The sequence below is a fragment of the Kitasatospora sp. NPDC096140 genome (assembly GCF_040303045.1).
Lineage (GTDB): Bacteria > Actinomycetota > Actinomycetes > Streptomycetales > Streptomycetaceae > Kitasatospora.
The window spans coordinates 189,653-209,181 of sequence record NZ_JBEOUW010000005.1 but is presented as its reverse complement, the minus strand read 5'-3'; the positions used below and the strand labels follow the sequence as shown (position 1 = coordinate 209,181).

The 19,529-nt window shown below is 73.4% G+C and carries 22 protein-coding genes; 14 read left to right on the top strand and 8 right to left on the bottom strand.

Translation table 11 applies throughout. From position 1 onward, the window contains the following. Positions 1-2 precede the first annotated feature (2 nt). A complete protein-coding gene (locus tag ABT048_RS07040) occupies positions 3-578 on the top strand; it encodes a hypothetical protein (RefSeq protein ID WP_350520263.1) in 576 nt (191 codons plus the stop codon). Here the strand turns inward: ABT048_RS07040 and ABT048_RS07035 are convergent. Further along, the gene (locus ABT048_RS07035; RefSeq protein ID WP_350520262.1) at positions 572-1,480 is read right to left on the bottom strand and encodes a LysR family transcriptional regulator; all 909 of its coding nucleotides are present in this window, start codon (positions 1,478-1,480) and stop codon (positions 572-574) included. The genes ABT048_RS07040 and ABT048_RS07035 overlap by 7 nt on opposite strands. Before the next feature lie 184 nt (positions 1,481-1,664). Here ABT048_RS07035 and ABT048_RS07030 point away from each other — a divergent pair, with 184 nt between their 5' ends. Then, positions 1,665-2,336 (top strand): type 1 glutamine amidotransferase domain-containing protein, encoded by a 672-nt coding sequence (locus ABT048_RS07030; RefSeq protein WP_350520261.1) that lies wholly within the window; start codon positions 1,665-1,667, stop codon positions 2,334-2,336. A 153-nt stretch (positions 2,337-2,489) separates the two neighbouring features. After that, entirely contained in the window at positions 2,490-4,064 is a 1,575-nt protein-coding gene (locus tag ABT048_RS07025) for an adenosine deaminase family protein (RefSeq protein WP_350520260.1), read from the top strand. 109 nt (positions 4,065-4,173) lie between these two features. On the opposite strand, the gene ABT048_RS07020 is transcribed toward ABT048_RS07025, so the two are convergent. Next, positions 4,174-5,667: a carboxylesterase/lipase family protein gene (locus ABT048_RS07020; RefSeq protein ID WP_350520259.1), complete on the bottom strand. Its 1,494-nt coding sequence runs from the start codon at positions 5,665-5,667 to the stop codon at positions 4,174-4,176. 246 nt (positions 5,668-5,913) lie between these two features. Between ABT048_RS07020 and ABT048_RS07015 the strand changes: the two genes are divergently transcribed. The 6 genes from ABT048_RS07015 (at position 5,914) to ABT048_RS06990 (ending at position 11,591) form a co-directional block, all read left to right on the top strand. Continuing rightward, complete coding sequence (locus ABT048_RS07015; RefSeq protein ID WP_350520258.1) at positions 5,914-6,960, top strand: TIGR03617 family F420-dependent LLM class oxidoreductase; 1,047 nt, start codon at positions 5,914-5,916, stop codon at positions 6,958-6,960. A gap of 361 nt (positions 6,961-7,321) precedes the next feature. Further along, on the top strand, positions 7,322-7,780 hold the full coding sequence (locus tag ABT048_RS07010; protein ID WP_350520257.1) for a hypothetical protein: 459 nt from the start codon (positions 7,322-7,324) through the stop codon (positions 7,778-7,780). Beyond that, positions 7,777-9,579 (top strand): GMC family oxidoreductase, encoded by a 1,803-nt coding sequence (locus ABT048_RS07005; protein ID WP_350520256.1) that lies wholly within the window; start codon positions 7,777-7,779, stop codon positions 9,577-9,579. Before ABT048_RS07010 ends, ABT048_RS07005 begins: the two co-directional genes overlap by 4 nt. Next, positions 9,576-10,418 (top strand): hypothetical protein, encoded by an 843-nt coding sequence (locus ABT048_RS07000; protein WP_350520255.1) that lies wholly within the window; start codon positions 9,576-9,578, stop codon positions 10,416-10,418. The genes ABT048_RS07005 and ABT048_RS07000 overlap by 4 nt, the downstream gene beginning before the upstream one ends. Further along, the gene (locus tag ABT048_RS06995) at positions 10,415-11,089 is read left to right on the top strand and encodes a ribonuclease FAU-1 family protein (RefSeq protein WP_350520254.1); all 675 of its coding nucleotides are present in this window, start codon (positions 10,415-10,417) and stop codon (positions 11,087-11,089) included. The genes ABT048_RS07000 and ABT048_RS06995 overlap by 4 nt, the downstream gene beginning before the upstream one ends. Before the next feature lie 34 nt (positions 11,090-11,123). Further along, a complete protein-coding gene (locus tag ABT048_RS06990) occupies positions 11,124-11,591 on the top strand; it encodes a hypothetical protein (RefSeq protein WP_350520253.1) in 468 nt (155 codons plus the stop codon). Here the strand turns inward: ABT048_RS06990 and ABT048_RS06985 are convergent. Next, entirely contained in the window at positions 11,557-12,624 is a 1,068-nt protein-coding gene (locus tag ABT048_RS06985) for a bile acid:sodium symporter family protein (protein WP_350520252.1), read from the bottom strand. The two genes, ABT048_RS06990 and ABT048_RS06985, sit on opposite strands and share 35 nt — an antisense overlap. A 309-nt stretch (positions 12,625-12,933) precedes the next feature. Here ABT048_RS06985 and ABT048_RS06980 point away from each other — a divergent pair, with 309 nt between their 5' ends. The 5 genes from ABT048_RS06980 (at position 12,934) to ABT048_RS06960 (ending at position 16,188) form a co-directional block, all read left to right on the top strand. After that, a complete protein-coding gene (locus ABT048_RS06980) occupies positions 12,934-13,194 on the top strand; it encodes a hypothetical protein (RefSeq protein WP_350520251.1) in 261 nt (86 codons plus the stop codon). After that, positions 13,169-13,699, top strand: a complete 531-nt coding sequence (locus ABT048_RS06975) for a DUF6879 family protein (RefSeq protein WP_350520250.1) — start codon at positions 13,169-13,171, stop codon at positions 13,697-13,699. Before ABT048_RS06980 ends, ABT048_RS06975 begins: the two co-directional genes overlap by 26 nt. A 26-nt stretch (positions 13,700-13,725) precedes the next feature. Next, the gene (locus tag ABT048_RS06970) at positions 13,726-14,574 is read left to right on the top strand and encodes a helix-turn-helix domain-containing protein (RefSeq protein WP_350520249.1); all 849 of its coding nucleotides are present in this window, start codon (positions 13,726-13,728) and stop codon (positions 14,572-14,574) included. A 157-nt stretch (positions 14,575-14,731) separates the two neighbouring features. Then, positions 14,732-15,217: a glycine-rich domain-containing protein gene (locus ABT048_RS06965; protein ID WP_350520248.1), complete on the top strand. Its 486-nt coding sequence runs from the start codon at positions 14,732-14,734 to the stop codon at positions 15,215-15,217. A 59-nt stretch (positions 15,218-15,276) separates the two neighbouring features. Next, complete coding sequence (locus ABT048_RS06960; protein ID WP_350520247.1) at positions 15,277-16,188, top strand: hypothetical protein; 912 nt, start codon at positions 15,277-15,279, stop codon at positions 16,186-16,188. Here ABT048_RS06960 and ABT048_RS06955 read toward each other — a convergent pair. From ABT048_RS06955 to ABT048_RS06935, 5 genes are all read right to left on the bottom strand, one after another. Continuing rightward, positions 16,145-16,288: a DUF397 domain-containing protein gene (locus ABT048_RS06955; protein WP_350520349.1), complete on the bottom strand. Its 144-nt coding sequence runs from the start codon at positions 16,286-16,288 to the stop codon at positions 16,145-16,147. The genes ABT048_RS06960 and ABT048_RS06955 overlap by 44 nt on opposite strands. A gap of 245 nt (positions 16,289-16,533) precedes the next feature. Further along, positions 16,534-17,049 carry a MarR family winged helix-turn-helix transcriptional regulator gene (locus ABT048_RS06950; protein ID WP_350520246.1) on the bottom strand — a complete coding sequence of 172 codons (516 nt, stop codon included), beginning with the start codon at positions 17,047-17,049 and terminating at the stop codon, positions 16,534-16,536. Positions 17,050-17,089: 40 nt separating this feature from the next. Beyond that, positions 17,090-17,899, bottom strand: coding sequence for an AIM24 family protein (locus ABT048_RS06945; protein ID WP_350520348.1), 810 nt, complete (start codon positions 17,897-17,899; stop codon positions 17,090-17,092). A 299-nt stretch (positions 17,900-18,198) separates the two neighbouring features. After that, a complete protein-coding gene (locus ABT048_RS06940; RefSeq protein WP_350520245.1) occupies positions 18,199-18,849 on the bottom strand; it encodes an AIM24 family protein in 651 nt (216 codons plus the stop codon). Continuing rightward, the gene (locus ABT048_RS06935; RefSeq protein ID WP_350520244.1) at positions 18,849-19,487 is read right to left on the bottom strand and encodes an AIM24 family protein; all 639 of its coding nucleotides are present in this window, start codon (positions 19,485-19,487) and stop codon (positions 18,849-18,851) included. The genes ABT048_RS06940 and ABT048_RS06935 overlap by 1 nt, the downstream gene beginning before the upstream one ends. Positions 19,488-19,529 lie beyond the last annotated feature (42 nt).

The following is a 19,529-nucleotide window of genomic DNA, read 5'->3' as shown; positions in this document are numbered from 1 at the left end:
TGGTGACCGCACTGGCGGTCGCGGCATTGGCCGGCTGGGCTGCCGCCACCGCCCCGGACTGGAACGGGCCGTGCGCCCCGGGCTTCCCCGGGGTGCAGGAGCTGCAGGACGACCTCCCGTCCTTCGCCTGCTTCAGCGTGGGCGAACGGACGGCCACGGGCTACCGGTTGGACGTCCGGTACTCGGGCCAGGAGCACGACCGGGACGAGGCGATGGCCCTCGCCCGCTCCGAGGCGGGGGTGTTCTGGCAGCGCTTCCCCTACCCGGTGTCGAGCGTGCACATCGACACCACCGCGGCGTTCGGCGAGTCGGCGGTCAAGCAGGTCACCCTCGACGCGGGCGAGTTGACGTCCCGGTTCGGCCCGCAGCCGGTCGCACCGGATGCCCGCTTCCCCGAGCGACCCGCCGGGCGCACCGAGATCGTGTTGTGGTCCGCCTGCGGCCTGCTGCTCGCCGTCGCGGCGGCGCTGCTGCTCCGCCGTCCACCGCAGGGCCGTTCGCCGTGGCGCCGTCGGCCGGGTCGCTGGTCGGGAGGCCGGACGGGTGGCCGGCCGGACGGGCAGCCGCGGGCTCAGTAGGCCCGGGCCGCGGCCAGCAGGCGTTCGCGGACCAGCGCGACGTGCGGGTTGGCCGAGCCGGCCGGGCGCCGGACCAGGTAGGCGGTGTTGATCGGCGGGTCGGCCGGCTCGTGGAGCAACACCAGTGCGCCGGAAGCGAGTTCGGCCCGGCAGAGGTAGCCGGGCAGCACGCTCCAGCCCGCGCCCGCCGTCACCGCGGCGAGCACCGCCCGCAGGTCCGGCACGGTGACCGCGGCCCGGGCGTGCAGCCGCCGGTCGAAGACGTGCCGCCAGTAGCGCCGGGCGATCGGCAGGTCCTCGGCGTAGCTGAGCAGCGGCACGTCCGCCAGGGCCTCGGGCAGCTCCCGGCCGGACAGCCGCTCGGCCCATACCGGGGCGGCGACCAGCACGAACTCCTCGTCGGCCAGCGGCTCGGCGAGCAGCGTCCGGCCGCGCGGGCGACGGGTGGCGACCACCAGGTCGTGCCGCCCGGCCCGCAGTTCCTCCAGCAGCGGGTCGGTCAGCCCGCCGGTCACCCGCAGCCGGACGCCCTCGGCGACCAGCGGCGCCAGCTCCGCCAGCAGGACGGTGCCCAGGAACTCCGCCGGCCCGGCCAGGTGGACCGGCTCCGGCACGCCGCCGCCGCGCCCGTCGGCGACACCCGCCAGCCGGTCCAGCGGCTCCGCCAGGCGGGCGGCGAGGTCGTCGGCGTACGGCAGCGGGCTGACCCCGCGAGCCCGGCGCTCGAAGAGCTCCCGGCCGAGTCGCTGCTCCAGCGCGCGGATCTGCGCGGTCACCGTGGACTGGGAGAGGCCCAGCAGGTGCGCGGCCGCGGTGAAGGAGCCCGCGCGGTGCACCGCGAGGAAGGTCCGCAGTTGGTTGAGGTCCAGCGGGCCGGAGCCCGGCAGCAGCCGATCGCTCATAGCGCGAGCCTACGGGATCCCGATGGCTGGGCCGCCCGTGGGAGCCATCGGAATTCCGATGCCCCGCATCGCGTGGCCCATTGGTTCCCGTGGGCTCGCCCGGTCTAGCGTCGACGACGTGAGCGCCGCGGCGGGGTCGTCGCGGCGGGGACCGCACCACCGCAGCCACCTGGAGGCACCCACCATGGCCGACATCCTGTTCGTCCTGACCGGCTCGGACGTCTGGACGCTGAACGACGGCACCAAGCACCCGACCGGCTTCTGGGCGGAGGAGGCCGTCGTCCCGTACCAGGCCTTCACCGCGGCCGGCCACCGGGTCACCGTCGCCACCCCGGGCGGCGTCGTCCCGGTCGCCGACCGGGCCAGCCTGACCGACCCGGGGATCACCGGGGCGCTGGAGGCGATCGACGAGTTCCGCCGGCCGCGCGTGCTGGCCGAGGTCGACCCGGCCGACTACGACGCCGTCTTCTACCCCGGCGGCCACGGCCCGATGGAGGACCTGGCGGTCGACGCCGACTCCGGCCGGCTGCTCACCGCCGCGCTGGCCTCCGGCCGACCGCTCGGCGTGGTCTGCCACGGCCCGGCCGCGCTGCTCGCCGCCCGCACCGAGGACGGCGGCTCGCCGTTCGCCGGGTACCGGCTGACCGGCTTCACCAACGCCGAGGAGACCCAGGCCGGCCTCGCGGAGCGCGCGCCCTGGCTGCTCCAGGACCGGCTGGTCGCGCTCGGCGCGGACTTCGAGGAGGGCGAGCCCTGGGCGCCGCACTCGGTCGTCGACCGCAACCTGGTGACCGGTCAGAACCCGGCCTCCTCGGCCCTGGTGGCCGCCGGACTGCTGGACCGGCTCTCGGCGTAGCAGCGGCGCCCCGGACCGATCCGGACGGCTGAGCGGTCGGCCGTACGTACGCGTCGTACCGTGCGTACCCACCGATCGCCCGTCCGGGTGGTGTGTCCGGGACAGGCTCCGCAGACGCCGACGGGGGCGGTGGCCGCCCGCGAGCATACGGCCATGATCACGCTACGCCGTACCACCGTCGCCGCGGTCGCCGCCTGTGCCGCGCTGATCGCACCACTGCTCCCCGCCGCCGCCCAGGCCGCGCCGCTGCCCGCCGCCAAGGTCGCGGGCGGCGGCGCCGAGCACCGGGTGGACGCCTACCTGGACAGCGTCCGCAACGACCCGGAGGCGCTGCGGCGCTTCCTCTACCAGCTGCCCAAGGGCGGCGACCTGCACAACCACCTCTCCGGAGCCGTCTCCACCGAGCTGCTGATCCGGCTCGCCACCGAGGACGGGCTCTGCATCGACACCGCGACCCTCACGGCGCAGGTGGCGCCGTGTTCGGCGACCGCCCGTCCGGCCGCCGACGCGGAGTCCGACCCGGACTTCCGGCGGCAGGTGATCAGGGCCTGGTCGATGCAGGACTTCGTGCCCGGCGCCGAGTCCGGCCACGACCACTTCTTCGCCACCTTCCTGAAGTTCGGCGAGGCCAGCTGGCGCCATCCCGGCCGGATGCTCGCCGAGGTCACCGACACCATGGCGGACCAGCAGCAGAGCTACCTGGAGACCATGCTCACGCCGGCCTCGGTGAGCGGTTCGGCGCTCGCTGCCAAGGTCGGCTTCGACCCGGACTTCGCGGCGATGCGCGAGAAGCTGCTCGCCGACGGCGGCATGGCACAGGTCGTCGCCGACGCCCGCGCCGAGGCCGACCGGATGTTCGAGGAGTACGAGGACACCCAGAACTGCGACACCGACCGGCCGGCGAAGGGCTGCTCCGTCACCGTCCGGCTCATCTCCCAGGCCGCGCGCACCTCGACGCCCGCCCGGGTGTTCACCCAGCTGATGCTCGGCATGGAACTGGCCGGTCAGGACGACCGGTTCGTCGCGGTCAACCTCGTCCAGCCGGAGGACGCCCCGGCCTCGCTGGAGAACTACGATCTGCAGATGCGGATGCTGGACTTCCTGCACCCGCTCTACCCGAAGGCCCACATCACCCTGCACGCCGGCGAGTTGGTCCCCGGCCTGGTCAAGCCCGAGGACCTGCGCTTCCACATCCGGGAGGCGGTGCTGACCGGCCACGCCGAGCGGATCGGCCACGGCGTGGACGTCGTGCACGAGGACGACTCCGCCGAGCTGCTGAACACCCTGGCCGAGCGGCACACCCTGATCGAGGTGCCGCTGACCAGCAACGAGCAGATCCTCCAGGTCTCCGGCCCGGACCACCCGTTCCCGCTCTACCGGCGGCACGGGGTGCCGACCGCCCTGGCCACCGACGACCCCGGGGTCTCGCGCGGCGACATCACCGAGGAGTACCAGAAGGCCACCACCCGCTACGCGCTGGGCTACCGGGACCTGCGGAACCTGGCCCGCACCTCGCTGGAGTACGGCTTCCTGCCCGGCCGCAGCCTCTGGCAGGACCGGGACCGCTTCGAGCCCGTGCCGGAGTGCGCGTCCGACGTGCTCGGCGGCGACCACCCGAGCGCGGGCTGCGAGGCGCTGCTGGCGGCCAGCCCCAAGGCCGAGCAGGAGTGGCAGCAGGAGTGCGGCTTCCGGGAGTTCGAGGCGGCCGTGGTGCGGCACGACATCTGACGGCCGTGGAGTGGCCGCCCGTGAACTGCCCGTCGCCGGGTGACCTCCGTCGACTGCCCGTCGCCGGGTGACCGCCGTCCGCCGGGGCGTCGCCGGACGGCGGGCCGTGTCAGCGGAGGTCGTCGGCGGTGAGGGGGTGCCCCGCCCAGATCCGGCCGGAGGCCTGTTCGGGGTACCGGACGGTCTCCGAGCGGGCGTCCAGGACCCGGGTGAGTCGCCCGTCCGGCTCGAAGGCGGGCCAGCCCGGGTCCCCGGTGGTGGCGAAGCGGACCCAGGCCCGCTGCAGCTCCTGCGAGACCCGGACGGCCTCCGGGGAGGGCGGGTCGCCCAGGAGCCGACGTCCTGCGGGGCTGCCCAGGGTGCCGAACGCCAGCGGGACGTCCAGGGCGTGGCAGGCGCCGAACACGCCGCCCGCCGCGGGGGCGGGGAAGGTCAGTTCGAAGAGGTACGACGTGCCGCCGGCCGCGGCGTTGGCCTCGGCGAGCCGAAGGGACGGCATCCGGAACAGCGCGTCGGAGCTCACCGTTTCGAGGAGGTCCGGGGCGGTGGCCCCCGGATACGCGGCGCGGTACTCGTCCGGTGCGGTCGGCCACGGGGCGTACAGCTCCAGGGCGAGGCGGGCCTCCTCCTCGGTGTAGCTGCCGTGTCGGCCGCTGAGGACGCTGAACAGCCGGAACTCGTCGCGGGTGTGACCGGCCAGGAGCTCGATGCCGTCCGCCCGGCCGGAGTCGAGGGCCGACCAGGGCGTGCCGCGCAGGACCTCGCCGTCGACCACCGGGATCGTGGCGATGCCGGCCTGCGCGAGCCGCCCCCAGCGGGCGAGGTGCTGCGGGAGCGCCGTGCCGAGGTCGGTGACCGCCGCGGCCAGGCGCCAGGGGTCGACCTCGGCCAGCGCGGCGGCCGTCGGGGTGGTGCCGAGCTGCTTCGCGAGCTCGGCGGTGACCTCGGCGGCCAGCGCCGGGGTGCAGAACCGGCCCGGGACGCTGTGGGTGACGGCCCGCCGGAACAGGCCGCGCGCCCCGTCCACGGTCAGCAGTGCGGCGATCGAGCCGGCGCCCGCGGACTGGCCGGCGACGGTCACCCGGTCCGGGTCGCCGCCGAACCCGGCGACGTTGCGCCGCACCCACTCCAGCGCCGCGATCTGGTCGAGGAAGCCCCGGTTGGCCGGGGCCCCCTCCAGCAGTGCGAAACCCTCCGCGCCCACCCGGTAGTTGACGCTCACCACGACCAGTCCGGCGCGGGCGAGCTCGACCGGGTCGTACATCGGGTCGTTGGCCGTCCCCGAGATGTAGCCGCCGCCCGGGAGCCAGACCAGCACCGGCAGCCCCCCGCTGTCCGGGTGCGGGGTGCAGACGTTGAGCGTGAGCCAGTCGGTGCCCGTGGACGGTTCGCCCGCGGGCAGCGGACCGGACTGCGGCGCGACGGGGCCGAACTCGAAGGCCTCGCGGACGCCGTCCCAGGGCTCGGGCGGGGCGGGGGCGGCGAAGCGGAGCGGTCCGACCGGCGGCTGGGCGTACGGGATGCCGCGGAAGACCGCGAGCCCCCGGTCCAGGAAGCCACGGACGGTCCCCTCGGTGGTGCGGACGACGGGCTGCGTGAGCATGTGGACACTCCTCCCTCGGAGCGCCGCCCGCGGGGCGTCGCGGGCGGTGCTGTTCGAGATGCTGCCACCGTTCGCCGACGCGAGGGCGGCCGATCGGAGGAGTGTCCGGGCCGGGAGTGGGCGGCGGCGGTGGCCGGGGGCGGGGACACGGTGGCGGGGGATGCGGGCGGGGCGGGGAGCACGGAGCGCCGGGAGCGTGGCAGGCTGACCCGGGTAGCACCGCAGCCCGCGACCAGGAGCACCACCATGGACCGACCCGCCACCTTCCGCCTCGACGCCACCGACTTCGGACACCCGGCGGGCATCCTGGCCGCCGCCGAGCGGGCCGAACGCCGGGGCATGGACCGGCTGGTGGTCGCCGAGACCGCGTACGACCCGTTCCTCCAGCTCGCCCGCGCCGCCGACCGGACCACGTCGATCGAACTCGCCACCGGCATCGCGGTGGCCTTCGCCCGCACCCCGATGACCCTGGCCTACCAGGCCTGGGGGCTGCACGCGGCATCCGGCGGACGGGCCGTCATCGGGCTGGGCTCGCAGGTCAAGCCGCACATCGAGAAGCGCTTCGGGATGCCCTGGGACCGTCCGGCCGCCCGGATGCGCGAGTACGTGCACGCGGTGCGGGCGATCTGGCACAGCTGGCAGACCGGTGAACGGCTGCGCTTCCGGGGCGAGTTCTACACCCACACGGTGATGACGCCGGTCTTCTCGCCGGACCCGGTCCCGGCCGGCGTGCCGCGGATCCTGCTGGCGGGCGTCGGACCGCTGATGACCCGCACCGCCGGGGCGGTGGCGGACGGCTTCCTGAGCCACCCGTTCTCCTCCACCGCGTACCTGGCCGAGCAGGTGCTGCCCGGGCTGACCGAGGAGCGGTCGCGGGCCGAGGCGGAGGGCGCGGTGTGGACGCAGCGCCCGTTCGAGGTCGTCGGCAACGTGCTCACCGCGACCGGCCGCACCGAGGAGGAGCTGGCGGCCAACCGGGCCGCGACCCGCGAGCGGCTCGCCTTCTACGCCTCCACGCCCGCCTACCGTCCGGTGCTGGCGCAGCACGGCTGGGAGGGCCTGCAGGAGGAACTGCACGCCCACTCGGTGCGCGGGCGCTGGGCGGAGATGGCCGCGCTGGTCGACGACGAGGTGTTCGACACCTTCGCGGTGTCCGGGCCGGTCGAGGAGGTCGCCCGGGAGATCCGCCGCCGGTACGCGGGCCTGGTCACCCGGCTCTCGGTCAGCCAGCCCGAGAGCGCCGACCCGGAGCTGGGCTTGGACGTCCTGGCGGCGGTGCGCGCCCTGGACTGACGCGCGTGGTGGGGCCGCCCGTCGCCGTCCCGCCGTCCTGCGGTTCCTTGCCGTCTCGCCGTCTCGCCGTCTCGCCGTCCCTTGCCGCCTCGCGGTCCGTCCCTCTGCCGGCCCGGCTGGTCCCCGGCGGACTCCGCCCGCGGCCGAACGGAAACAGGTGCACCGCGAACGCAATCGGCCGTCGATTGGGCAGTAGGCGATCAAGTCCGGGCAGATTCGTGCAGCGGGTTTCCGGTGGTGAGGGCGGGAGGCAGGATCGCGATGGCAGGCCGGACCGTGCGATGGGGCGTGGAGTTCCCGGCCTGTCATGTCTTGGCCATCCGTTCCCCGGCCAGCCGCTGCCGATCGTGGGGGTGCCCGCGTGTCCTTGTCCGACGACCGCCCGGCCGACTACGACCTGGCGGACTGCTGGGACCCCGTCGAGGCCGACGAGGCCGACGAGTTGGCCGACCCGGACGAGTTCCTGCGCGTCTGCGCCGAGCTGACCGGCTTCGACGTGCCCGAGCTGCGCGCCACCGGCATGGTGGACGAGCACCACCGCACCGTGCTGGCCCACCGGGTCCGCGACGAGCACGCCCTCGTCCACCTCTGGTACGTCGGCGCCTGGCCCGGCGAGGCGCCCAGCTCCACCCGCGCCCACGACCAGGGCCTGGTCTGGCGGACCTTCCGGGCCACCCCGCCCGGCGCCGCCGCGCCCGGGCACGGCAGCTGGGCCGAGGCACCCCCGGGCGGGACACCCGCGATCGAGCCCTCCCCGGCCGGGACACCCCGGGCCGGGACACCCCGCCCTGACGCGCCCCGAGGCGGCGACGGCCGATGAGCGTGCGCTGGGACGCCGTCGTGGTCGGCGCGGGCTTCGCCGGCTCACTGGTCGCCCACCGGCTCGGCGCGCAGGGCCGGCGGGTGCTCGTCCTGGAGGCCGGCCGGGCCGCGCCCACCGGCGCCGAGGCCTCCGCCGCCCACCGCGCGGCCGGGGGCGGGCCGCCCACCTCGCCCTACCCGCACAGCCCCGAGGCACCGTCACCGGACGTCACCGACCTCACCGGGCTGCCGGGCGGCGGCTTCACCGCCACCGGCCACCTCCGCCAGTACGGGCCGCTGCCCTACGCGAGCGGCTACCTGCGCGCCAACGGCGGCACCGGCCTCCTCTGGACCGGACTCACCCCGCGCATGCACCCCGAGGACTTCCGCACCGGCGACCTCGGGCACGGCCGCAACTGGCCGATCGGCTACCACGACCTGGAGCCGCACTACCGCGACGCCGAGCGCGAACTCGGCGTCGCCGCCGACGCCGAGGAGCAGCGCAGCGCCGTCGGACTGCCCATCCCGGACGACTACGCCTTCCCGATGCGCGCCATCCCCGCCAGCTTCCTCGACCGGCAGCTGGCCGACGCCCTCGACGGCCGTACCGTCCGCGACCCCGCCGTGCCCGGCCCCGCCCGGCTGGCCGTCACCGCGACCCCGCACGCCCGCAACGGGACACCGACCAGCCCCGGCACCGCGCAGGGACCGCTCTGCGCGGGCAGCGCCGGCTGCGTCCCGGCCTGCCCGACCGGTGCCAAGTACACCCCGCTGCGCACCCAGGCCCGCTGGGCTGCCGGGGTCGAGCTGCGCACCGGGGCCGTCGTCAGCCGGGTGCTCGCCGACCCGCGGACCGGCCGGGCCACGGCCGTCGAGTACCGCTCCGGCGGCGCCACCCACCGGGTGGAGGCGCACCTGGTGGTGCTCGCCGCGCACGCGATCGAGAACGCCCGGCTGCTGTTCCTCTCCGGTCTGGCCAACGGCAGCGACCAGGTCGGGCGCAACCTCATGGACCACCCGGCCCTGCTGACCTGGGGCCTGATGCCCCGCCCGGTCGGCCCCTTCCGGGGGCCGGGTTCCACCAGCGGCCTGGAGGCCTTCCGCTTCGGCCCGGGCCGCGGCCACCGGGCGCCGTTCCGGATCGAGATCGGCAACTGGGGCTGGTCCTGGGCCGGCCGGGCGCCGGAGGCGGAGGCCGCCGCGCTGCTCGCCACCGGACTGCGCGGCAAGGAGCTGCGCGAGCGCCTCGGTGACCGCCTGGGCCGTCAGTTCTCGCTCCAGTTCGAGCTGGAGCAGCCCGCCGACCCGGCCAACCGGGTCACCCTCGACCCGGAGCGGCGCGACCCGCTCGGTCTCCCCGCCCCGGCGATCCGCTACGACCTCTCCGACTACGTCCGCGAGGGCATGGCCTCCGCCCGGGCCGTCTCGGACCAGCTCTTCGCCCTGCTGGGCGCCGAGGACCACACCGCCTATCCGGCGGACTCCTGGCCCGGCCGGCTAGAACACCGGGGAGCCGTCCACGGCTACCGCGGCGCGGGCCACGCCGGCGGCACCCACGTCATGGGCGACTCGCCCGCCACCTCCGTGGTCGACCACTGGCAGCGCTGCTGGGAGCACCCCAACCTGTACGCCGTCGGCTGCGGCTCGATGCCCTCCCTCGGCACCTCCAACCCCTCGCTCACCATGGCCGCGCTCGCACTGCGCAGCGCCGAGCGGATGCACCGGGACCTCCTGGAACTGCACCGACCCGCCCAGGTGACGTCCCCGGCCCCCTCCTCCCGCACTCCCGAACCTCCTTCGTCCTCGGAGTCCACATGACCGGCCTGCCGCTGCCGCCCGTCCCGGAGCCCTACCACCTGCCGTTCCACTACGGTGCGCTGCACAACATCGGCGTCGACTACCTGGTCGATCGCGAGCGGGCGCGCGAACTGCTCGGCAAGCGCCACCCCGGGCTGAACGCCGCCTCCTTCGACGGCGGGGCCTGCGTGTCGCTCAACTACCAGCTCTACTTCGCCCAGTACCCGAACGGCGGCGGCATCACCCAGGAGCTGGAGATCAACCTGATCGCCCACCCGGTGTTCGCCGAGGACCGGATCCCGGTGGTCGACTACGGCCAGTACGCCCGGGGTCACGACCAGACCAAGCTGCTCGGCATCGCCCGGCTGCACGTGCTCTGCGACAACCCGCTCGCCATCGACGCCGGACGCCGGCTCTACGCCGAGCCCAAGCACCCGGGCTGGTTCGAGACCACGCTGCCCTCCCTCAACGCGCCCGCCGTGCGCGAGCGCTGGTCCGTCACCTGCCGCCGCGCCACCCTCGGTCCGGACGGTCTGGACCGCCACGACGAGGAACTCCTCACCCTGGACGTGAACCTGGTCGGCCTCACCCCCGAGGCGGTCAACAACACCCCGATCACCGGCTACGGCACGGACGACGAGGGCAAGCTGCTCGCCGGTCCGCTCAACGTGTACCAGCCGTACCGCTACTACGCCCTGGACGACCGCACCGCCGAGCGCGTCCGGCTCGACCTCGGGAACCCCGCCGAGGAGTCCGCCCGCGACCTCGCCCACCTGATCGCCGACGCCCCCGCCGCCGGGGTCTGGACCTACCAGTCCCCGCCGGTGGCCGCCCACAACCGGGCCTACTACGTCCGATGACGGCCGGCCGCGTCACCGCCGGCCGCCACACCGCCGGCAGCACCGCCGTCCGCCGGGACATCGCCCACGGCCGGGTCTGGACGGCCATGCCGTACACCGTCCTCGCGGACGACGGGGCCACCCTGACCCTGACCGCCCGCCCCGGCACCGCGATGCTGGCCCCCCGGAGCTGGACCGCCTCGCTGCGCGCCGGCGACGACGCGGCCCGCAAGCTCGGCATCGAGGACCTCGCCGCCGGCCACTGGGAACTCGACCACTGGGTCTGGCGCGACACCGTGGTCCTCAGCCGTTTCACGGCCGGGGACCACTACAGCGTGCACCGCTTCCTGACCCCCGAGGGCCGACCGCTGCACTGGTACGTCAACTTCGAGCGCCCGTACCGGCGGACGGCCATCGGGATCGACACCCTCGACCTCTTCCTCGACCTGGTGATCACCCCCGATCTGTCGATGCACGCCTGGAAGGACGAGGACGAGTACGCCCAGGCCCGACGCCTCGGCCTGATCGACACGGCCACCCACCGGAAGCTGGAACGCGCCCGTGAGCTGGCCCTCACTCAAGCCCTGGAGCACAGCGGGCCGTTCGCCCCCGACCCGGACACCTGGACGCTGCCGCCCCCGGGCCCGCTGCCCGTCCTGCCGCCCGCCGCGCTCAGCACCCCCACCGGGTGAGCCCGGGGCCGGCCTGCTAGGGTCACGCCTCGACATGGACGACACCGACCGGATGGACGACGTCGAGGCGCTGCGCCACCTGCACGACGGCGGGGACTACCGCCGGCTGGCCGAACGGACCTCGAACCCGGAGGTGCTGCGCGAACTGGCCGGCCGAGCCGAGTTGCCGTTCGTCTGGCACGCGATCGCCCGGAACGCCGCCACGCCCGCCGAGGTGCTGGTCGCGCTCTCCACCCGGCGCCACACGACCTGGAACGACAACTTCCTGCTCCAGCTGGTCGCCGCTCACCCCGCCCTCACCGGCCCGGACCTGGACGGCCTGGTGGACGTGCTGGCCGTCCGGCTGAGGGAGGGCGACCGCCCGTACGCGGCGGTGCTGGAACTGGCCCGGCGGCCGGAGCCGGCAGTCGAGCGGCTCAACTGGCTGGGACATCTGCCGGGGGCCTCGACCTCGCTGCGCCGGGGCATCACCCGGGCGCTGGCGACGCGCCCCGCCCGGTGAGCGCGGCCGGATCGGTCGGCGTCGCCGGTTCGTGCCCGCCGAGCCGGTCCGGGCCTGCTTCAGTTGCCCCTGGGTCGGCCGTCGGCTTGGCCGCCGGGGGGTCTGCCGCCGTGGCAGTCGCCCTGGACCACCGTCCGGCCAGCACCGTGCCGACGACCAGCTGGAGCTGGTGGTAGAGCATCAGCGGCAGCACCAGCAGCCCCGCCTCCGGCCCGAACAGGACGGTGGCCATCGGCAGGCCGTTGGCCAGGCTCTTCTGCGATCCGCACAGCACCGCCGCGATGCGAGCCGGTCCGTCGAGCCCCAGCAGTCGCGCCCCGGCCCCGGTGGCCGCCAGGGCAGCGGCGAGCAGGGCGAGGAGCACCGCGAGCAGCCCGAGCAGGGCGGTCGGCGTGGCCAGGCCCCACATGCCCTGGGCCACCGCCGCGCTGAACGCCGTGTAGACCACCAGCAGGATCGAACCGCGATCCACCGGCGTCAGCACCCGTTTGTGACGGGCCAGGAGACCGCCGATCCACGGCCGCAGCAGCTGCCCCAGCAGGAACGGCGCGAGGAGTTGCAGCCCGATCCGCAGCAGCCCGTCGGCGGACAGCTCGGTGTGCGAGCCCAACAGCCAGGCCGCCAGCAACGGGGTGAGGACCAGCCCCGCCAGGCTGGAGTAGGTGCCCGCGCAGATCGCCGCCGGGACGTTGCCCCCGGCGGCGTCGGTGAGCGCCACCGAGGACTGCACCGTCGAGGGGACCAGACAGAGGAACAGCACCCCGGTCTGCAACGGCCCGGTCAGCGGAGCCGGCGTGAGCAGCGCGGTGGCCGCCCCGAGCAGCGGGAAGAGGCCGAAGGTCGTGGCGAGCACCAGTCCGTGCAGCCGCAGGTGCCGCAGCCCGGCCAGCGTTTCGCGGGTGGACAGTCGGGCGCCGTAGAGGAAGAACAGCAGCGCCACCGCGAGGTCGCAGGCGGCCTCGGCGACCCGGGCCGCTCCGCCCGAGGCCGGGAACAGTGCGGCCAGGCCGACCGTCCCGGCCAACGCGGCCACGTAGGGATCGAGCCACCGCGGCCGCAGCCCCCCCGCGGGCGGGGGGGGGGGGCCCCGGGGGGGGCGGGGGGGCGCCCCGGGCGGGGGGCGCCGCCGCCCGCCCGCCGCCCCCCGGCGGGGGGGGCGGCACCCCCCCCCCCGCGCGGCGCCGCCCCCCCCCCCGCGGGGCGTGGCGGCCCCCCCCCCCCCCCCCCCGCCACCCACAACGGAATGCATCCATCCGCCTACAGTGCGCTCTTGACGATCCATGCGCCGTCCGTAAGGGTGCAGGCGCAACAGTGCGCAACCGGCTTGATACAGGAGGGTGCCATGGAGCTAGATTTCATCGGGATCGACCCCGAGACCGGGAAAGAGGGCTCGCCGACCGTGTGGGTGGACCACGCGCGAGGGGAGATCGTTGTCCAGAGCTGGGATGCCGGTGAAGAGCTGGTGGCCACGATCAGCGGAACCGCGTGGGCACTTGGTCACACACCCGGCGTCCCTGAGGGCGAGACCCTGATCCGAATCCCGGCACGAATGGTGCCGATCTTGAGGGAGGCCTGCGATGTGGTTGAGCGTGCCGGACTTTGATCAACTCCTGCACTCTGCGCAGCACTCGGCGGTCCACCTGGAGATGCGTGACTCCTACGGAGTCCCCGACGAGGAGCAGGCCATCGAGCGCTTCCGGGAGACGGGTAAGTCGGACCTGGACCCGGAGTCGGAATACTGGCACGAGTGGACGGCCATGGTCCGAGAGGCGACGACGCGAGGCGTGGCCGTTCGTCGAGCCCGGATTGTTTCCGAGCCGGTCACCCTCTACACGCGGTACTTGCATGCCATGACGCCGGTGAACATCTCCGCCGGTGAAGACGTCCGTTGGCTCCCCCGCCACAACGCCTCCGACCTGGCGCTACCCGGTAATGACTTCTGGGTGTTCGACGGTCATGCCGTTCGGTTCAACCACTTCACCGGTGACGGAGACTGGGCCGACCCGCGTACCTCATACACCGAGACCGCCGCCGTGGCGGAGCTCTGCGTGTCCGCGTTCGAAGCAGTGTGGGAGCGCGGGACTCCGCACGAGCGATTCACCGTCTGACGACCGAGGCACCGAGCAGGCACTTCATGGCGGCATCCCCATCGTCCAGCGCCCAAGCGGCTCGGGTCGCGGTCGCGTCGCGCCTGCGGGAGTTGATGCTGGAGGCCCGACTCGACGGCAAAGAGCTCTCCGCCCGGTGCCAGTGGCACCCGTCGAAGACATCGCGCATTCTGAGCGGGAAATCCGCCCCGTCCGAGGATGACATCCGCATCTGGTGTACGGCGTGCAGCTCGGACGACCAGGCGGCGGACCTGATCGCCTCGTCCCGGGCGGTTGAACTGATGTACCTGGAGTGGCGCAAGCTCCACCGCAACGGCATGCGCCAGGTCCAGGATGAGTCTCTGGCCCAGCACGCGAGTAGCGCCGTGTGCCGGGCGTACGTCTCCAATGTGGTGCCGGGCTTCCTGCAGACCGAGGCGTACGCGACCGCGCTCATGCGCAGCATCACTGACTTCCAAGGCACCCCGGACGACGTCGCCGAGGCGGTGGCGGTCCGGTTGGAGCGGGGTCGGCTGTTGTGTGAAGGCGGCCATCGCTTCGTCGTCCTGGCCGAGGAGACCGTCCTTCGGTACCGCATCGGCGACCCGGACACCATGGCCGGTCAGCTCGGACACCTGCTTGCGGTGATGCCGCTCGCATCTGTCTCGCTCGGCATCATCCCGTTCACCGCGCAGCGCCGCCTCTGGCCGCTGGAGGCGTTCTACCTCTTCGACAACCAGGAGGCAGCAGTGGAGACACTGACCGCGGAGATCAGCGTCGTCCAGCCGCGCGAACTCGCGGACTACCACCGCGCCTTTGCCGAGCTGACCAAGATGGCCGTCTACGGGGCTTCCGCCCGTGCGCTGATCGCCTCCGCGATTGCCGCTCTCGATTGAGAATCCGCAATCAGCCGCAATCGCGTTGAGTGGCCGCCCGGTTACTCCCTACCGTCGAACGCGTCGCCCGATCTGATTCGCAGGTCGTGACCCAGGTGGCGACGCCCGGCCACGTACCCGCCGCACGGCGGGACCGAACCGATCAAGGGAGCACAGCATGAGCCCCGTAAGCACGGCACAGATCACCGGCCGAGCCCTGATCGAGGACGCCCTGTTCTGGCGCCTGGTTCACCGGATCGTCCACGACCAGGACATGGAGCAGCAGCTCGCGGAACGGGTCGTGGACCAAGCCCTCGCGTTCCTGGGTGCGTGTGCTGCCACGCCCGGTGCCCGGCTGTCGCCGTCGCTCCTGGTCGACCACGGGTGGCACGCCTTCCTGATGTACACGCGTGAGTACGCCGGGTTCTGCGACCGGGTTGCGGGCGGCTTCCTTCACCACAACCCGGAGGACGGCGACTGCCCCGTGAAGGGCGCGAGCACCGCCGCCACCATGGCCGCGCTCATGGGGGCCGGCTACCGGGTGGACACCGAGTTGTGGGTCATGTCCGCCGACTGCTCCGAAGGCAGCGGGGGCGACGGATCCGACAGCAGTGGAAGCGGCAACTGCTCGCAGTGCCACCAGGGTTGCCACAACTCCAACTGACCATCGGGGCCGGACGGCGAGGGCGCCGTCCGGCCCCAGCCCGATCCCGGGGGAAGGCCATGCGCCACCAGTGGACCGATCTGCCGACTGTGGTCCGTGATCTGATTGCCGAGCGGTGCGGCACCGTCACCGGGGTAGCGGTGCCGGATTCCGGCGAGATCGCCGAGTTCACCGCCGCCCTCGACACTGCCACCGGACACCTGTTCGTGAAGGCGGCCCGGCTCGACAGCCCGAACCTGTGGATGGCTCGCAAGGAAGCGCAGGCCGCACCGGCGGTGAAGGGTATCGGCGCGGGTCTGCTGTGGCAGCGGGAAGTCGGAGGCTGGCTGGTCACCGCCTTCGAGTTCGTACCGGGACGGCACGCTGACCTGTCTCCCGGCTCATCGGACCTGCCGCTCATCGCCGGTACCCTGGCGGGCCTCGCCGACAAGCTCACTCCTGCACCCGCGCTGCGGACGTTCAGCCTCGCGCAGCGGTGGACCGGCTCGGCACTGTGGCCTGAGATCGCTGCCGCAGACGGACTGACCCCGTGGCAGGCCGCACACCTGGACGCGCTCACCGTGCTGGAGAGCCGGGTATCGGAGGCGGTCGTCGGTGACACGCTGGCCCACACCGACATGACCGGCTCGAACATCCTTGTCGATGGTGCCCGGGTTCGCGTCATCGACTGGTCATGGCCGGCCCCGGCTGCCGCCTGGGTCGATACCGCCTCATTGCTCCCCCGCTTGATTGCCGCCGGCCACACCGTCGCGCAAGCACATCGGTGGGCGACGAAGGTCCCGCCCTACGCCGTCGCCGATCCCGCGAAGGTGGCCTCCTTGGCTGTCGTGATCGCGGCCCGGTGGCAGCTTCGCGCGATCCGGGACGGAGGCACGTGGGCCTCACTCTCGGCGGCGGCTGAGGCGTGGGTCGCCGGTCTGTTGCCGATCAGTTCCTCCCGGAAAAGTCTCCCGCGCGGACGCCGGCGATGAACGCCGTCCAGGCATCGGTGGTGAAGAGGAGGGACGGTCCCTGCGGATCCTTGGAGTCACGGACGGGAAGCATGCCCGGGAATCCGTCCGCGACCTCGATGCACTCGTTGTCAGGGCCACTGAACGAGCTCTTGCGCCATATGGCTGCGGAGAGGGCGGGCAGGTGGGGTGCTCAGTACGTGGGCGGGCCCGTGTGCGTGCACGGGCCCGCCCAGCTTTGATCATTCCCTTTGGCTTTTCCCGCGCCACCCCTCTCGGCTGGCGCGGAGGACCCGAGGGGCCCCCGGAACGCGGGCCGCCCCGCCGCGAGGGTGGTCGCGGCGGGGCGGGGGAGTGCGAGCGCGCCTAGCCGCGGCCGCGGAGGCCGCGGAGGTGGTCGGCGATCGGCGCGAGGGCGTCGAACATGGCGTCCAGCTGCTCCGGGGTGAAGCGGTCGATGAAGTGCGCCCGGACGCTGCGCACGTGGTCCGGCGCGACGCGCTGCATGGTCTCCCAGCCCTGCTCGGTGAGGTGGGCGTAGAGGCCGCGGCGGTCACCGGGGCACTCCTGGCGGAGCACCAGGCCGGCGTTCTCCATCCGGGTGATCTGGTGGGAGAGCCGGCTCTTCGACTGCAGGGTGGCCGTCGCGAGGTCGGTCATCCGCATCCGGCGGTCCGGGGCCTCGGAGAGCACGACCAGGATCTCGTAGTCGTTGATCGCCAGGTTGTGGGGCTGGAGCTCGCGGCTGAGCTGGTACTCCAGCAGCTTGGAGACCTCCAGATGGGCGCGCCACATCCGCTGCTCCCTGACGGTCAGCCAGGGAGTCTCCTCCTCGGGCTGCGACGGAGGGTTGTCCGCAGTGTCGATCGTGTGCGTATCCATGGCACCCAGCATACCTGATTTAGTTCAATCTTGTACGAGTTTACAGGCCGAAACGTCGGCCGAGTTCGCCCAGGTTACCCAGCCCCGGCAGGTTGGGATTGCCGCCGCCGTGACCGGCCGAACCCGGCTGCGACGGCACCCCGCCCATCGGGACGCCCGCCTCGGCGCCGACCTGGCCGACCGACCGCTCGGCCATCAGCTTCTCGCTGGACTGCAGCAGCACCTGCCCGGCACCGATGAACTCGAACTGGTGCTCCTCGCCGGAGGCGCCCCCGATGCCGGTCAGCCGCCGGATGCCGCCGATCAGCCCGTGCATGTAGTCGTGGTCGTAGTGGTGGCACGGCGCCGGGCAGTCCGCCCAGCCGACCAGGGCCTGCGGGTCCACCCGGAGCGGCGGTTCGACGAAGTGCACCGGCCCGTTGGAGGCGGCGACGAAGCGGCCGGTGCCGATCAGGGTCAGGAAGCCCGGGATGATCGACTGCTTGAGCCGCAGCGTCGGATCGAAGGCGAGCAGGTTGCCGGAGCGGACGGTCAGGTTGCCGTCCTCCAGGTCGTACGAGTTGAGGTCGAACGCCCGGTCGGCCAGCAGCAGCTTGCCGCGGCCCTCGGCGACCACCCAGTCCGCCGCGTGCATCGGTGAGTTGAAGTGCTGCCCGAGCATCCGGTCGATCATCCCGGCGCCGACGCCCTTGAAGGTGATGTCGCCGTAGTAGGCGACCATCTTGCCCTTCTGCAGGAAGTAGGACCCGTTCAGCTCAACCGAGAAGGCGTACGGGTTGACGTTGTCGTTGACCGGCAGGCTGTGCACGTCGTGCACCACCGGGCCGGTGCCGCCCTGGGCGGTCGGCAGCGGGGCGATCGGGCCGCCGAACTGCTCCTGGGCGTACGCCTGTTGGGGCTGCGGCGCGGGCGGCTGGGCGTACTGCTGCGGCTGCCCGGGCGGAGGCGTCTGGTACCCGCCCTGCGACGGGTAGCCGCCCTGCTGGGGGTACCCGCCCTGTTGCGGGTGGCCGCCCTGCGACGGGTACCCGCCCTGTTGCGGGTAGCCCTGCTGCGGGCCGTGGTTCGGCGGGGGCGGCGGCACGACGAAGCCGGGCTGGGTCGGCTGGTCGTGCGGCGACCCGTACGGGGGCTGCGGCGGGTAGGACATCAGAGCTTCTCCTCGCTCGCCTGGACGTACACCGTGCCCTGGCCGGACAGCTCCAGCTGGAACGCCTCGCCCGAGCCGCGGCCGATCATGTCGCGCCAGCCGATCGCGGTGGACAGCTTGTTGCGCACGTCGCCGCGGTGCGCCACGTACGCCTGCGGGTCGACGTGCACCGACTGGCCGGGGACGATCGGCAGCTCGAAGACGCCGCCGTGCGCCATCACCGCGACGGAGCCGTTGCCCTCCAGCTTGGTGGTGAACAGGCCCTGGCCGGTGACCTGGCCGCGGACCATGCCCATCACCCCGCCCTGCGAGCCCATGAACATGGTGGACTGCCGCAGCGTGCCCTCGAAGGCGAGCAGCCGGTCCGCCTCGACGTACAGGGTGTCGCCGAACAGGTCGATCACGTGGACGTGGTGGCCGCCGTGGCCGAACATGACCCGGCCCTGGCCCTCGACGGTCATCAGCGGGGTGTCCTCGTTGGCCACCCGGCGGCCGATCATCGACATCACGCCGCCCTGCCCGCCGGTGATGTTCGGCGTGAAGCGGACGTCGCCGCTGTACGCGAGCATCGCGCCGCGCTGGCTGAACAGCCGCTGGCCGGGCACCACCTGGGCCTCGACCATCTTTCCGTTGATCTTCGTGAAGCCCATCAGACGTCACCCCCGATGGTGATCTTCTCGGAGGGCTGCACGTACACCAGGCCGTCGCCGGTGAACTCGACCTGGACGGCCTCGCCGCCGCCCTCGCCGATGACCGTGGTCCAGCCCGCGCCCGACTTCAGGCTGCGGTGCAGGTTGCCGGTGTGCGCCACGTACGCGCCCGGGTCCACGCGCAGCGGCATGCCCTTGTCGACCCGCAGGATGAGGGCGGGCCCGTTGGAGGTGACGGCGGCCCAGCCGTGCCCCTCCACCTTGGTGGTGAAGAGGCCGTTGCCGGAGGACATGCCGTTCAGGCCGGTGAAGCTGGTGCCGGTGTGCAGGGAGGACTCCGTGCAGAGCAGGTTGTCCGCCTCGACGTAGAGCGTCTCGCCGTTCAGCCGGACCAGGTTGATCTCGGCGGCCTTGTCGGCGAAGTAGCAGGTGCCCTGGCCCTTCACCTCCATGACCGTCATCTTCTCGCCGGTCAGCCGGCGGGCGACCATGCCGCGTAGGCCGTCCCCGCCGCCGGTCAGCTTCTTGAAGGTCATCTGCCCGGTGTAGGCGACCATGGAGCCGTGTCGGGCCTTGACGGCGTCCCCGCCCATGTCGACGGCGAGCACTCGCGATCCCTGGAGTCTGAACTGTGCCACGGCCGCAATCTAGCCGGTGCGGCCGTGGCGCGGGGAGAGTGC